Origin of the sequence: Rickettsiales endosymbiont of Peranema trichophorum (genome assembly GCF_004210275.1) — a bacterium.
In the GTDB taxonomy this organism is placed as follows: Bacteria; Pseudomonadota; Alphaproteobacteria; order Rickettsiales; family Midichloriaceae; genus RICK02.
Genome location: NZ_SCFA01000064.1, coordinates 1 through 13831 on the forward strand (window position 1 = coordinate 1; position 13831 = coordinate 13831).

Sequence of the window (13831 nt, forward strand, 5' to 3'; positions counted from 1 at the left end):
AGACTTACGCCAACTAACAAATAAATACAGTTTAACTTTAATTTTTTCCCCGGACAGCAGTGCGTGAAAACGGGCATGACAAAGGAGAGGCGTAGGATGAAGGAGAGATGCGCATGACAAAGGAGAGGAGCCTGGATGTTTGTCTCAACACCATCCAGACCCACCAACATATCTCATACCAAGTTTCAGATTGAATCAGGCAAATGGATTTGAGGATAAGGCTGCGTAAGCGTATTGAAATACCTGCGCAGAGCCGAGTTTCACAAAATCCGTTTTGAATCATTTAAAAATGTGGTTTGGTATTATTCCTCTGACAGCACTTCTATCACACCCAACCTTCTTAGTGATTGAAGTTGACTTGGATCGACAAGGATCGGCTTTATGCTCTTTAGGTACACATCGTAACCGTCGTCAAACCTTACGACAACACGCATTGGCATACCTACCTCTTCATCTTCGCATATACAAGATTTTAATTTCTCTATATCTTCCAAATCACGAATCGCAACTGTGTACAGTACCTTTACTTTACTCATTGCCTCATCCAAAAATTCCATATTTTCAACCGTGATACGTAAACCACTTTCGTCTCTTCTGACCTCCACCTTCGCCAATATTTTCGTTCCTATCTGCAATAGATTTTGACTCTCATATTGCACTAACAGCTTCTCGTCAAATATAGAGATGTCAGTAATTCCAGTATGATCAGACAACTGAAGAAAAGCGTACCTACCACGGTTTGAAGACTTAATCCTTTTGGATGTAATCGCACCAGCAATACTGACTTTGATACTTTTTTCAGATGCCATCATGATAAGATCTGAACCCATCACCACGCCTATCTTAGTCAGTCTTACTAAATACTCCTCAATAGGGTGAATTCCAATATAAAAGCCTACCGCTTCAAACTCTTTTAGCAATTCCTCCTGAAAAGACCACATAGGAGTCTCAGGCAACGATATAGCAAGCTCTTCACAATATAAATCGTCAAATAAACTGCCTTGAGTTTTCCGTGTTGACTCTTTTTCGTTTTCCATCCAACGAATAATATAAGGAACATTATCGCAAATTTTTCTTCTATTGCGTTCAAGACAATCAAAAGCACCAGCTTTAGATAAATTTTCAAGCATCCGCTTGTTAATTATATCCACGATGTTGGATTTGATAAAATCATCTATGCTGCTAAAGCTGCCCTTGTCTTCTCTGATTTTGACTATCTCCTCTATAGCCTTCACGCTGACATTTTTAATGGCACCGAGACCAAATCTGATGCCACCATCTTCAATACAAAAGAAGGTCTTTGAATGATTGATGTCAGGTGGCAAAATCTTGATGCCATGATTTTTTGCATCCACAACCAGCAAATTTAGCTTTTCTGTGTCATTTAATTCAGAATTAATGGCAGTAACGAAAAATTCTAACGTATAATGAGCCTTTAGATAAGCAGTCTGATATGCAACTATGGCATACGCAGTAGCGTGCGATTTATTAAAGCCGTAACTTGCAAACTTATCGATCAAGTTAAATATCTCCTCAGCTAGCTCTTCGCTGATACCGTTATGGACCGCACCTTGGATGAACGTGTTACGACTCGCTTGCATTTCATCCTTGATCTTTTTCCCCATTGCTCTCCGAAGCAAATCAGCCTCACCGGTTGTATATCCCGCAAGATGCTGCGCAATCATGATCACCTGCTCCTGATATACTATGACGCCGTATGTCTCTTTTAAAATCTCTTCTAACTTTGGGTGCAAATATGCGGCTTGCTCCAAACCATGCTTTCTGTTTATGTACGTATACATATTGTCCATCGGGCCAGGTCTATACAAAGAACCTAAAGCTATCAGATCCTCTATCTTGTCCGGCTTTAGCTTCTTCATAGCCTCCCTCATACCAACACCTTCAAACTGAAAGATGGCTGTGGTTTTTCCCTCCGTTAGCAGCTTATAGGTCATTTCATCGTCAAGTGGTATATCATCGATGTCGATGTTTACACCACGATTGCTTAACACAAGCTGACATGTGTCATCTATGACGGTCAGTGTCTTTAAACCCAAAAAATCAAATTTCACCAATCCGGCGTCTTCTATGTATTTCAAAGAATACTGCACAACCGGCATAGCAGAGTTCTTATCGCAGTACAAAGGGATAAACTCTATCAAAGGCTTAGGAGCAATGACAACCCCCGCAGCATGTGTTGACACGTGACGATTGACACCCTCAAGCTGAAGACTAATAGCCAACAGCTTTCCAATTAAAGGATCGTTTTTGCTCCTTTGTTGTAACCCGATGTCTAAATCGATCGCCTCTTGCAATGTCACAGGATTGGCAGGGTTTATAGGCACCATCTTACAAATACGATCCACTTCAACTAGCGGTATATTTAAAGCTCTACCCACATCTCTTAGTGCAGCTCTAGGTTGAAATGTACCGAAGGTTATGATGCTCGCTACCTTCTCCTTACCGTACCTTCCCTTTACATATTCTATCACCTCGTCCCTCCTATTTTGACAAAAGTCTATGTCAAAATCAGGCATAGAAATTCGATAGGGGTTCAAAAATCTTTCAAACAGCAAGCCAAACGCTAGTGGATCAACATTCGTAATCTCTATAGCCCAAGCCACAAGAGAGCCCGCACCAGATCCTCTACCAGGACCGACCGGAATTCTTTGGCTTTTGCTCCACTTAATTAAGTCAGACACTATCAAAAAGTATCCCGAAAACCCCATCTTTTTGATAATATCCAGCTCAAATTCCAACCTTTGATAGTATTCGTCTCTTTTAACGTCGTATTTCACAGCTTGGAGCCTTTTTTCCAGACCTTGCCTACTTTCCTCTGTTAAAATCTCCTCTTCAGTCCTCGACTCCTCACCCTCCAGGACAAATGAGGGCCATCTTGGCTTTTTATTGGTACAGTATACTACGCACTTCTTTGCAATGTTTATCGTATTTTCTATGGCTTCAGGCAAGTCCCAGAAAAGCTCGTTCATCTCTTCTTGGCTTCTAAAGTAGTTGTCAAGGTTGTTTCTCTGCTCCCCCATCTCTTCAAGCAAAATGCCTTGGTAAATACATTTCAGTACATCCGATGCTTTAGACTCTTCTACATTTAAAAAGTAAATGTCATTAGTCGCTACAATTGGAATGTCTCTGTTAAATGCTATTTCCAAAACAGCAGACTCAAACTTGGCATCATAGTAGCCAACTGTCCTGTCGATCTCTAGATAAAAATCCTCTGCAATTATCTCTTGCAGTGTCCTGATTATCTGATGATCTTTATTTAAATACAGCTCCCCAAAGTCTCTCTTAGCGGGACGATATAACACTATCAAGCCCTTGCTATACTCTTTCAAGAGCTCTAAGGTAATGTGAGGAGGATAGAAAAAGTCGTTTGTTAAAAAACTAGTGCTCACCAAGTAAAGAAGGTTTTTATATCCTTCCTCGGTCTTTGCAATGATTAAAATTTCTTCAAACTCCTTGTACACTTTGCTAGTGGTAGTATTGATGTCGATTCTAAGAATTGCACCAATAATAGGCTGTATCCCACGCTTTAAACAATGCTGTGAGAATTCAAGCGAACCAAATAGATTACCATGATCTGCCAGACATATAGCTGGCATTCCTTCCTTTGCACACCTATCGACAAGTTCTTTAACCTTTGCAATACCAAGACCTAAAGAATAGTCCGAGTGGCCTCTCAGGTGAACAAAACTATGCATAGCTTTCCGATATTTAAAGTTGATCGCTTAAAGGTGATATAGCTAACATCATGAAAATTTCTGACGCATTTTCAGTGCTAAATTAATCGTACCATCGTCTATGTAATCAAGCTCTGCACCAATAGGAATGCCAGATGCAAGACGGGTAATCTTTACTTGAAATTCTGACAGCATCTCGACAATGTAATATCCGGTAGTCTGCCCCTCCAACGTTGCATTGGTCGCCACAATCACCTCACTGACGGTACCCTCTCCTACTCTCGCCTTGAGCTGCTCTATAGAGAGTGTTTCTGGTGAGCGTCCAGCAATTGCAGAAAGAGTACCACCTAAAATGTGATATTTTCCATTGAAGAGCTTACCTCTCTCAAGGGCCCACAGATCCGATATCGTCTCCACTACACATACCACAGAACCATCCCTGCTAGTACTAGTGCATATGGCACAGGGAGAAGCAACATCAACATTATTACATATCTCACATGTCTTAATGCTGTTTGCGACGCTTTCAAGTTGTGCTGCTAGTGGTAACATTAACAATTGTGGCTTTTTTACTAGATGTAGGACAATCCTCCTGGCGGATCTCGGACCTAATCCAGGCAACTTTGATATCATAGAGATCAGTTCCTCAAGAACGTCAGTCTTCATATTTAATTATTTTTTTCAGAGTCTCCGTTATTGATAACTCTTACTAGAGCATTAAGCAATTGTTATTTAACCCCTCTGCACAACAAGTTATACACAAATTCGGTTGCATCTTTTGACTCATTCACTGTAAAATGTCATCTAAATGGATATGTTCTCAATCAACCAATTACATTAAACCATGTAGCTAATACATTTCACAAGATGACAAAACTAAACAACAGTATTTCGACAATCTATGAGGCTCTTAAAAGCTTAAATTTGGCCATAGTCAAGCGTCTATCACAGTACCAAAATGTTATAATCAAGCTTGAAAACGAGAACCATAAGCTTCAAGATGCAAACACACTGCTTACACAAAAGCTTTCTGACTATGAAAGAAATGCTTCGGAGTTCAAAGGCTCATCTACTCAAGACCAAGCGATACAACACACATCGCTCACGTTAAACGAACTACAATCAATCGTAAAAAGAAAGCAATGAAACCCATTATACTGAAGTTCCGGAACCATGAGATTCCAATCTACTGCAATGAAAAAGAAAAAGTGTTGGAACTTTCGGAAAAGCTCAACAAAAAAGTGGATGAGTCATATCAATCTCAGCAGCTTTCAGACATCAAAAAGCTTTACCTGACTACCTTATCTATTTTGGAGGAACTAGAAACCGCGAAAGCAGCCCTAGTAGAACTACATCAAAAGGATGACAAGGTCCTAGCAGATTCCCTTTCCGACATCACCCAGCAAATACGAAGCCTAGTGAATACCCTGGAGCAATAGTGTTGGCCAAGGCAAATGGACGCCCGTTTTTGCCGGCATGATAAAAGAGAGGTTGGCATGAGTATTGTCTCATACATACTCCATGTACACTACCAAAAATCATAACTTCTACAAGCTTGCAAACATCACAAAAGTGTTACATAACAAAATATATACACAATTTCACCTCATTACCTCAATGAAATTCTTAATATTAACACTGAGCTTGATGCTATCCCTCACCCCCTTCACACACGCATCTTCTACAGTCCCAAATTCCACACCCACCAGCACCTCCAAACCAATCCCAGGTAGCCCTAAACCACAACAGTACATCCACGCCGACGTGTTAGCACCTCCTTACATGGATGATACATCAGTCATTATTGGAACCGGGGAAGTCATGGGTGTCTATTACCCAGCAGGCGGAGCAATCTGTAGAATGATGAACTCTACAAAAAGCTCCTTAAACGTTCGATGCGGCGTAGAGTCAACATCTGGCTCCATATACAACCTCAAAGCCCTCAAAAATGCCGACATCGAATTTGCTATAGTCCAGTCCGATTGGCAAGCCCATGCCTATGATGGCACCTCCTTTTTTAAATCTGATGAACCATTTGATAAGCTACGTTTCGTATTCTCACTCCATAACGAAGCCTTCACATTGATAGTTCGTAAAGATTCAGACATCAAAAATATCGATGAATTAAAAGGAAAAATCGTCAATATAGGACCCTCCACATCTAGTGTAAGAGCCATCATGTCAACACTAATGCAAGCAAAAGGCTGGAACACTAACACATTCAAAGAAGTCAAAGAATTGAAATTTGGAGATGATGCCACAGCATTATGCAACAAAGAAGTAGATGCGATCGTACTAGCGTCAGGACACCCTAATGGTGCCGTACAAGACGTTCTAAGCACATGCCCAACAACCATAATACCAATAGATGGTTCCGATGTCATGGATTATCTTCAAAAACATGACGAGTTTGCAGCCACTGTAATACCAGGCGGGATGTACGTTGGAGTACCAAAAGATGTGCAGACATTCGGTGTAAAAGCAACGCTAGTCACAACAACAGACACTAGTACCGAAATCGTCTACCATCTCACAAAGTCAGTCTTTGAAAACTTCGACCTCTTTAAACAAATTCATCCAGTGTTTCATCACTTACAGATCAAGTCAATGATCACAGAAGGAGCCACCGCACCCATGCATCCAGGCGCCCTTAAGTACTTCAAAGAAAAAGGATACATAAGTCATAAGTAAGTAAGGAAATACAATCATAGAGCTCTCCAAGATGGTTTGGTCCGGGGCACTGCTATTATCTCGAAGAGCTCGTAGATGCCGGCTTTGCAGAGGACCTCACTTTGAAACAACAAAAGCAGGCTCGTCGAAACTACCAAACCCTCAAAAGAGCACTCTTTAAAAGACCAGTCTAAGTCCTGTCAAATAGACTTGGCCCCTGTTGCTGTAAGCCGAACCCGCTGAGTCTCTAAACTCAAAGTGCGACACTTCTCCATATGGCAGTAAGCCAGGCGCCAACTTGTATTCCACACCAAGAGATACGTTATTAAACTTGTTGTATTTCTTGTCCGAGTAATTTTCAGAACGTACAACAGGAGCTCCCAACCTGTGTTGCATCATACCACCTATCGCTTCTAGCCCCCCAGCCTTCTTACTTTGCATAAAACTTAAGCTCGCGCCAAGCTTTTCAAGCTGTACAGCAGTCAAAACTGTCCAATAGCTACTTCCTTGCTTGGTATTTGGAAACTTCGTCTTGTAAGTACCAGTTTTAGTCCAGCTACCATAAGTAGCACCAACCGTGTATATACCATAATTTACAGACGCACCAAATTCGTACGCTTTTAGGTCATTGAGGAGCTGTGTACCAGCGTACCTCTTAGCCTTTCCAATCTCACCTGCAGCGCTTGCTTTGATCTTCAGTTCATTAAATACAGTTGTATACTGTATACCTCCACTAATTATATCTTTGAAAGTAGGTCTAATACCTTTGGGGCCTCTATCTGGATCGGTAGGACCACCATCTCTAGGTGCAACGGTATTGATCGTACCTGTACTATCCAAATCTGGAATAAAGCTCACACCTAATGTCACACATGGTAACGGCTGTGTATAAAAAGTCATCTTGGTTGCGTCGGAGTAATAGTGCCCAGAATAGTTGGACGGTAAGTTTGGTGCAGTAATAAACTTATAACCAGCCATGTTAGGCACTTGCGTAAATATTGGTGAAAGGAGATTAGGAGACATATTAACGTATGCTGCTCCACTAACCCATTTTGACCAAAAACCTTCAACCCCATAAGCCGCCTTTGGTGTCTCCGTCGTAAACATCTCCATCATCCCACCAGCACCCGGGTAGTTACCACCTTCAAAACGACCAATCTTATCATGCTGCACATATATCATCGTTTTGTCTCCAAAACCCGTCTCATCGTTTGTCGCCACACCCGTATCGGCATGCAACCTAATAAGAGCACCATACTCAAACGTTGATGTCCCACCCTTTACATTCACATCAATAGATGTATGGTTCGCAATAGCGCTTGAATTCACTATACCAACCTCCTGTAATGTAGGTGATATAATACGCCTAAATTGATTCTTTTGTTGTCTGTATCCAAGTATCACCTCCGAGCTACCTCCTACTTTCACTGTCAGTCCATCCTCAGCAGCTACTGAACTTGACAATAGACATAAAGAAAGTACAAAACATAATTTGTGAGATTTCATAGTAAAACTTATTTGTTAAAATTTTGGAGCTACTTATATCACAATTGCTACGATATGCAAGGGGTAGAAACTTCAAGTAAATCGATACATGCAACAAATACGAGTTTACCAATTCCAAAAGAGATGCTATACTCCAGAAAAATCGTGTTCCGTTTACAAATGAAATCCTTCAAACGCTACATATTTTGCGCCTTTCTCGTCCTCCAACTATCTGCATGCGGATCGCGTCAGTATGTTGAGCAGCACACCGATATAAATGGTTTCAATAATGGGCGAAAGGGAATAGTTCTGATGCAGAATACTGCCAGTATGAGTACCCTCAGAACCACTTGGCGTCATAACAAGAGTGGCAAATATTTTACGGCCCATCGCCAGGGCACTAACGCTAACGTGTTTTTTGGTATAATGACTCTTGGTGCACTTATAGATTTCTTTCATCATGACACAATGATTTATTTCATTGAACCTGGATCATATAGCCTCAGTGATATCTCATTCCAGGATAAGTATTGCAATAACATATCAAATGTTATTGACTTTGAGGTTGTTGGCGGGGAAGTTTATTACTTAGGTAAGATGATGATCAATGATGACTTTGTGACCGTTGTGAACACCATAGATATCCGAGACGATTATGATAGCGCTCTAAAATCTTTTCAGGAGCGCTATCCTCAAATCAATAAGGTTCCTAAAAAGAGACTTATGATGTTTACTGAACGTGCTATAGCCATCAAAGCCATATCTCGAAATTTTGGCATCATGGAATGAGGTGTTTGTGATAGGCCGGAATTTGCTTTTGTTATCGAGACGCTTAAGACCTTCATCTCTGGAGCCGTTCTTTTTTCGTTTCCAGGTCATTCGCTCATTTTTCCAGCATGCGACATACCCAATTCTCGTTATCGCAACTCTCCATCTTTCTGCCTGTTCTCAGAATGGAGCAGACCAATTTGTTGATATCAAAGGTTTTGACGCAAAACAAAAGGGTATAGTGATAATTCAAACTGGAGCTAAAAAATCCACTAATGATCCAAGGTACCAACCTTATGTCGAGTGGAAGAGTGTTCGTACATCCAAATATATCGGTATAGGGAAGAAATACCTAAGCATCAGCCACATAATTGGAGATATGTCTGAAGATGACGTAAAAGTGATTTTTATTGAATCTGGGGAATATACACTTACTCATGTTAGCCTGCGCTCGTTTTCATCGAGTTTTTTCATAAAGTCAAAATTGCTTAACGACGTACTCAAGTTTAAAGCAGAAGCAGGCAAAGTGACCTATATAGGCAGGATTGTTGTAAGAGATAAAAAGCATGCGTTTATACCAGATGCTATTGATGTGGAAGATGATTATGATGCGGCCAAGAAATATTTTTTAGAGAAGTATCCGCAGATCAAGCAGCCAGTTGAAAAGCACCTTATGTACTTTACTCCAGAAGCTCAAGCATTCAAAAAACTTCTACAAAAACAAAGAACAAGAAATTAACATCTTTCAAAAATCACGCAAACTATGAGTCTACAGACATCTGAAAATATAAATCTAAACCTAGAACTTTCACAAGACGGAGGCGTCGAAAACTCCTCCAACCATTATGGCGCAGACTCCATTAAAGTTCTAAAAGGACTCGAAGCCGTTAAAACTAGACCAGGTATGTATATAGGAGATACAGACGACGGCTCCGGTCTTCATCATATGGTATATGAAGTCGTAGATAACGCCATCGATGAAGCACTGGCCGGATTCTGTACAAACGTACACGTCACAATCAACCAAAACGGCTCCGTCACCGTCAAAGACAACGGTAGAGGTATCCCCACAGACATTCACCAAGAAGAAGGCATATCCGCAGCCGAGGTGATCATGACGCAATTACATGCCGGCGGTAAGTTTGATAATAATTCATACAAAATCTCCGGAGGACTCCATGGAGTGGGAGTATCCGTAGTCAATGCCCTTTCCGAATCCTTGGAATTAACAATATGGCGAAATGGTCAAACCCATTTCATGCAATTCAAAGACGGCTTCCCTCAAGAAAGCCTCAAAATCATCGGAGATTCCGCAGGACTAAGAGGCTCCTCCATCACCTTCCTGCCCTCCTCCAAGATATTCTCTAACGTAGAATTTAAGTTTAGCATACTAGAACACAGATTTAGAGAATTGGCATTTCTAAATTCCGGCGTCACCATCACACTGGAAGACCTAAGAAATGAAACGTCCCAAATCACAGCGTTCAAGTACGACGGAGGTATCGCAGAGTTTGCAGCCTTCCTCGACAAAACTAAACGAATCTTACATCCGACCATTTCATTTACCGGAACCATGAACGATATCGTCGTCGAGTGCGCAATGCAATGGAATGATAGCTACCACGAAAATTCCCTCTGCTTCACAAATAATATCCGCCAAAGAGACGGTGGAACACACCTAGCAGGTTTTAGAGGAGCTCTCACTAGAACTATTAATAGCTATGCAAACGCAGTCGGAACATTTAAAAAACACAAAATAGATCTAACTTCCGAAGATATGCGTGAAGGCCTAACCTCTATTTTGTCCGTTAAAGTCCCAGATCCAAAATTCTCCTCTCAAACAAAAGATAAGCTAGTCAGCAGTGAAGTCCGCCCTTGTGTTGAATCTATAGTCACTGAAGAACTAGGCAGATGGTTTGAAGAGCACCCAGCCGAGGCAAAACAAATCATTACCAAAATAGTTGATGCCGCTGTGGTTCGAGAAGCAGCACGAAAAGCTCGAGATCTAAATCGTAAAAAGACATTTGGAGATATGGCAACACTCTCCGGTAAACTTTCAAATTGCCAAGAAAAGAACCCAGAATATTGTGAACTCTTTCTTGTAGAAGGAGAGTCAGCTGGAGGTACCGTCAAACAAGGCAGAGATAGAAAAACTCAGGCCGTACTACCTCTAAAAGGTAAAATTTTAAACGTAGAAAGAGCAAGACTCGACAAAATCCTCGGTTTCGCTGAAATACGTATGTTAATTACAGCTCTAGGTACAAGCATCGGAGCCGAAGAGTTCAACATAGACAAGCTGCGATACCATAAAGTCGTCATTATGACAGATGCAGACGTCGATGGAGCACACATCAAAGCACTGTTTATGACCTTCTTCTATAGGTATATGCCAGAAGTCATCACAAGAGGTCATCTCTTTATAGCACAGCCACCATTGTATAAACTAAAAAAAGGAAACAGTGAGGTGTACTTAAAAGATGAAAAAAAACTACAAGAATATCTTTTAAGTTCCGCCATAGGTGACATAGTCATCACCTCAAATGGTGTACAGCACTCAGGCAATGACCTCCTGGATATCTGCTCCCAGGCTTTAAAATTTTATAATTACCTGCAGCGAACCACAAAATCCCTCAACCAAAAATTGCTTGAAGTCGCAGTGTTGACAGACTACTTCCATAGCAATCAAAATAAAAACGCAATAAGCGACTTGATGCTCGAAAAGTTTCAATCTATGGAGCTTTCAACTGTACCTCAGTGGTCATATGCTACAGATGATACCGCTGAAGAAACATCCGGAGCCCTTACATTCCAAAGAAATTATAAAGGTGTTAATGAGCACTTCACCATCACACCTCACAGCATCAATCCTAAAGAAGCCGATAATCTCTCCTCCTTGGTCTCCAATATCAAACACATTTTTACCAACCCAGTAGAAGGTAGTTTCAAGGGACAACGATTTGTCTGCCATACCCCTTCCGGATTGCTTCAAAAAATCTTTGAGTTTGCTAAAAAAGGACTCTACATTCAGAGATTTAAAGGTCTCGGTGAAATGAACCCTGAACAACTCTGGGATACAACACTAAACCCAGACACCAGAACCTTGTTGCAAGTCAAAATCGGCGATCTTGATGACGCTGAACAAATCTTCCCTGTCCTTATGGGCGAACTGGTAGAACCACGTAGAGAATTCATTCAAACAAACGCACTAAAAGTTGAAAACCTTGACGTGTAAACCTGTCTAAACATATATAATGTGGATAAATACATGTGCGGAATCATAGGTATTGCAAGTAAAGAATCAAATGTAGCCCCTCATTTATTGGAATCACTCAAAAGATTAGAATACAGAGGCTACGATTCTGCAGGAATAGCAACCGTCAGCAATGGCTCTATTCATGTCCTAAAAGCAGTCGGCAAGGTCGATAACCTTGCAACAGTGCTCAATAAGACAATCGTCCCAGGCAGTGTTGGTATAGGACATACAAGATGGGCAAGCCATGGTACACCCAATGACACCAATGCGCATCCAATCTTCACAAAACACGTCGCAGTCGTCCATAACGGCATCATCGAAAATTACCAAACACTCCGCCATGAACTTGAGCAGCTTGGATATAAATTCATCACAGACACAGATACAGAAGTGATAGCCCAACTTGCTCAATATCACTCCGATATTGGTGAATCACCTAAGACCATAGTCAGGCAACTCGTCAAAAAGCTAACCGGCCTCTATTCCTTCGTCATTATGTTCTTAACAGAACCAAATATGTTGATAGGTGTCAAAAATGGACTGCCATTAGCAATCGGCGTGTGCTCTGATCAAACATTGCTCGGTTCAGATGCTTTTACACTCAGTCCGTATACCGATCAAGTAGTGTACATGTCAGACCAAGAAATAGCCTACGTCACTCCAGCAAATTATCGCATAGAGGATTTTGATGGTAATCCGATTACAAAAGATATACACAAAATTCATACGTATTTTCAAGCTGACCGTGATGGTTTCTCTCATTATGTTCTTAAAGAAATTTACGAACAACCCATGGCAATAAGCCGCTGTTTCTCAGCATACTGTGACATTGGCAAGATGGAATTGTCCTTTGACAAACTCATTCCAACTAACTCTCAAATAAATTGGAGCAATGTCTCCAAAATACACATCATAGGATGCGGTACATCTTATTATACAGGCCTCGTCGCCAAGTATTGGATGGAAGAGCAAGCAAAAATTAGCGTAGAAGTTGATATAGCCTCAGAATTTCGCTACCGCGATACCGTACTTCAAGAAAATACACTATTCATTTTCATTTCACAGTCCGGTGAAACAGCCGATACATTAGGCGCAATTAAACATATCCGTTCTAAAGGCCTCAAAACTGTCGCAGTCGTCAATGTCGCCGAAAGTTCAATCGCAAACATCGCAGACATAGTACTTCCAATTCATGCAGGGCCTGAAGTAGGAGTTGTATCAACAAAAGCCTTCACTTGTCAGCTCACTTTATTTTATTTGCTGTCCTTGTACATAGCCAATCATAGAACCCTCATTACAAAAGACACACTGGCACAACGCGTCACACATATCAGCCAAGTTATGGACAAGGTACAACAAATATTGGCGCTAACCAATCACATCAAAAAAGTCGCCATCGACCTAAAAAACATCACCAGGTGCCTGTATGTAGGTAGAGGTATTTCCTACCCAATAGCAATGGAAGGAGCATTAAAATTTAAAGAAGTATCCTATATCCCCGCTGAAGGCATCGCAGCCGGCGAACTTAAGCATGGTCCTATTGCAATGGTAGATAATACAGTACCTGTTTTCGTTATCGCTCCTCACGATAAACTCTTTGCTAAAACAGCATCCAATCTCAGGGAAATAGAGGCAAGAGGTGGAAAAGTCATTTTGCTTAGCAATAAGCTAGGGGTATCAGAATTAGGCAAATTTTGCTGTCACCATATCACCATGCCCGATACAGACGACTTCTCCATGCCAATAACATATGCTATTGCACTCCAGTTGTTTGCATACCACTTTGCCGTTTCTATAGGCCACGATGTAGATAGACCACGTAATCTAGCTAAGTCCGTAACAATCGAGTAATACCAAATTTCAAATTGAATGTCTAGATTTTGAATATCTGTATTGGAGTGGAGGTATCAACCCATCCTGTGTATACTACTCTTCCGATCTTTTATCCGTTTGAAAAGGA

11 protein-coding genes are annotated in these 13831 nt (G+C 41.1%); 7 read left to right on the plus strand and 4 right to left on the minus strand.

The window, feature by feature from the left end; genetic code table 11:
• Positions 1–302 precede the first annotated feature (302 nt).
• Entirely contained in the window at positions 303–3716 is a 3414-nt protein-coding gene (gene dnaE, locus EDM53_RS03330; RefSeq protein WP_130122268.1) for a DNA polymerase III subunit alpha, read from the minus strand.
• A 48-nt stretch (positions 3717–3764) separates the two neighbouring features.
• Positions 3765–4361 carry a recombination mediator RecR gene (gene recR, locus EDM53_RS03335; protein WP_130122269.1) on the minus strand — a complete coding sequence of 199 codons (597 nt, stop codon included), beginning with the start codon at positions 4359–4361 and terminating at the stop codon, positions 3765–3767.
• A 201-nt stretch (positions 4362–4562) separates the two neighbouring features.
• On the opposite strand from recR, the gene EDM53_RS03340 reads away from it, so the two are divergent.
• A complete protein-coding gene (locus tag EDM53_RS03340; RefSeq protein WP_130122270.1) occupies positions 4563–4841 on the plus strand; it encodes a hypothetical protein in 279 nt (92 codons plus the stop codon).
• Positions 4838–5134, plus strand: a complete 297-nt coding sequence (zapA, locus tag EDM53_RS03345; RefSeq protein WP_130122271.1) for a cell division protein ZapA — start codon at positions 4838–4840, stop codon at positions 5132–5134. Before EDM53_RS03340 ends, zapA begins: the two co-directional genes overlap by 4 nt.
• Before the next feature lie 162 nt (positions 5135–5296).
• On the opposite strand, the gene EDM53_RS06185 is transcribed toward zapA, so the two are convergent.
• A complete protein-coding gene (locus EDM53_RS06185) occupies positions 5297–5449 on the minus strand; it encodes a hypothetical protein (RefSeq protein ID WP_165379607.1) in 153 nt (50 codons plus the stop codon).
• A 10-nt stretch (positions 5450–5459) separates the two neighbouring features.
• Between EDM53_RS06185 and EDM53_RS03350 the strand changes: the two genes are divergently transcribed.
• Positions 5460–6386 carry a TAXI family TRAP transporter solute-binding subunit gene (locus tag EDM53_RS03350; protein ID WP_277986527.1) on the plus strand — a complete coding sequence of 309 codons (927 nt, stop codon included), beginning with the start codon at positions 5460–5462 and terminating at the stop codon, positions 6384–6386.
• A 156-nt stretch (positions 6387–6542) separates the two neighbouring features.
• Here EDM53_RS03350 and EDM53_RS03355 read toward each other — a convergent pair whose 3' ends face one another.
• Positions 6543–7871 carry a porin gene (locus tag EDM53_RS03355; RefSeq protein WP_130122273.1) on the minus strand — a complete coding sequence of 443 codons (1329 nt, stop codon included), beginning with the start codon at positions 7869–7871 and terminating at the stop codon, positions 6543–6545.
• A gap of 54 nt (positions 7872–7925) precedes the next feature.
• On the opposite strand from EDM53_RS03355, the gene EDM53_RS03360 reads away from it, so the two are divergent.
• Genes EDM53_RS03360 through glmS form a run of 4 tightly spaced genes read left to right on the plus strand, consistent with a single transcriptional unit; the run spans position 7926 to position 13722 of the window.
• Positions 7926–8639: a hypothetical protein gene (locus EDM53_RS03360; RefSeq protein WP_130122274.1), complete on the plus strand. Its 714-nt coding sequence runs from the start codon at positions 7926–7928 to the stop codon at positions 8637–8639.
• A 7-nt stretch (positions 8640–8646) separates the two neighbouring features.
• Complete coding sequence (locus EDM53_RS03365) at positions 8647–9357, plus strand: hypothetical protein (protein WP_130122275.1); 711 nt, start codon at positions 8647–8649, stop codon at positions 9355–9357.
• Between the two features lie 24 nt (positions 9358–9381).
• Positions 9382–11850: a DNA topoisomerase (ATP-hydrolyzing) subunit B gene (gene gyrB / locus EDM53_RS03370; protein ID WP_130122276.1), complete on the plus strand. Its 2469-nt coding sequence runs from the start codon at positions 9382–9384 to the stop codon at positions 11848–11850.
• 21 nt (positions 11851–11871) lie between these two features.
• Positions 11872–13722, plus strand: coding sequence for a glutamine--fructose-6-phosphate transaminase (isomerizing) (gene glmS / locus EDM53_RS03375; RefSeq protein WP_130122277.1), 1851 nt, complete (start codon positions 11872–11874; stop codon positions 13720–13722).
• The last annotated feature ends 109 nt before the right edge of the window (positions 13723–13831 follow it).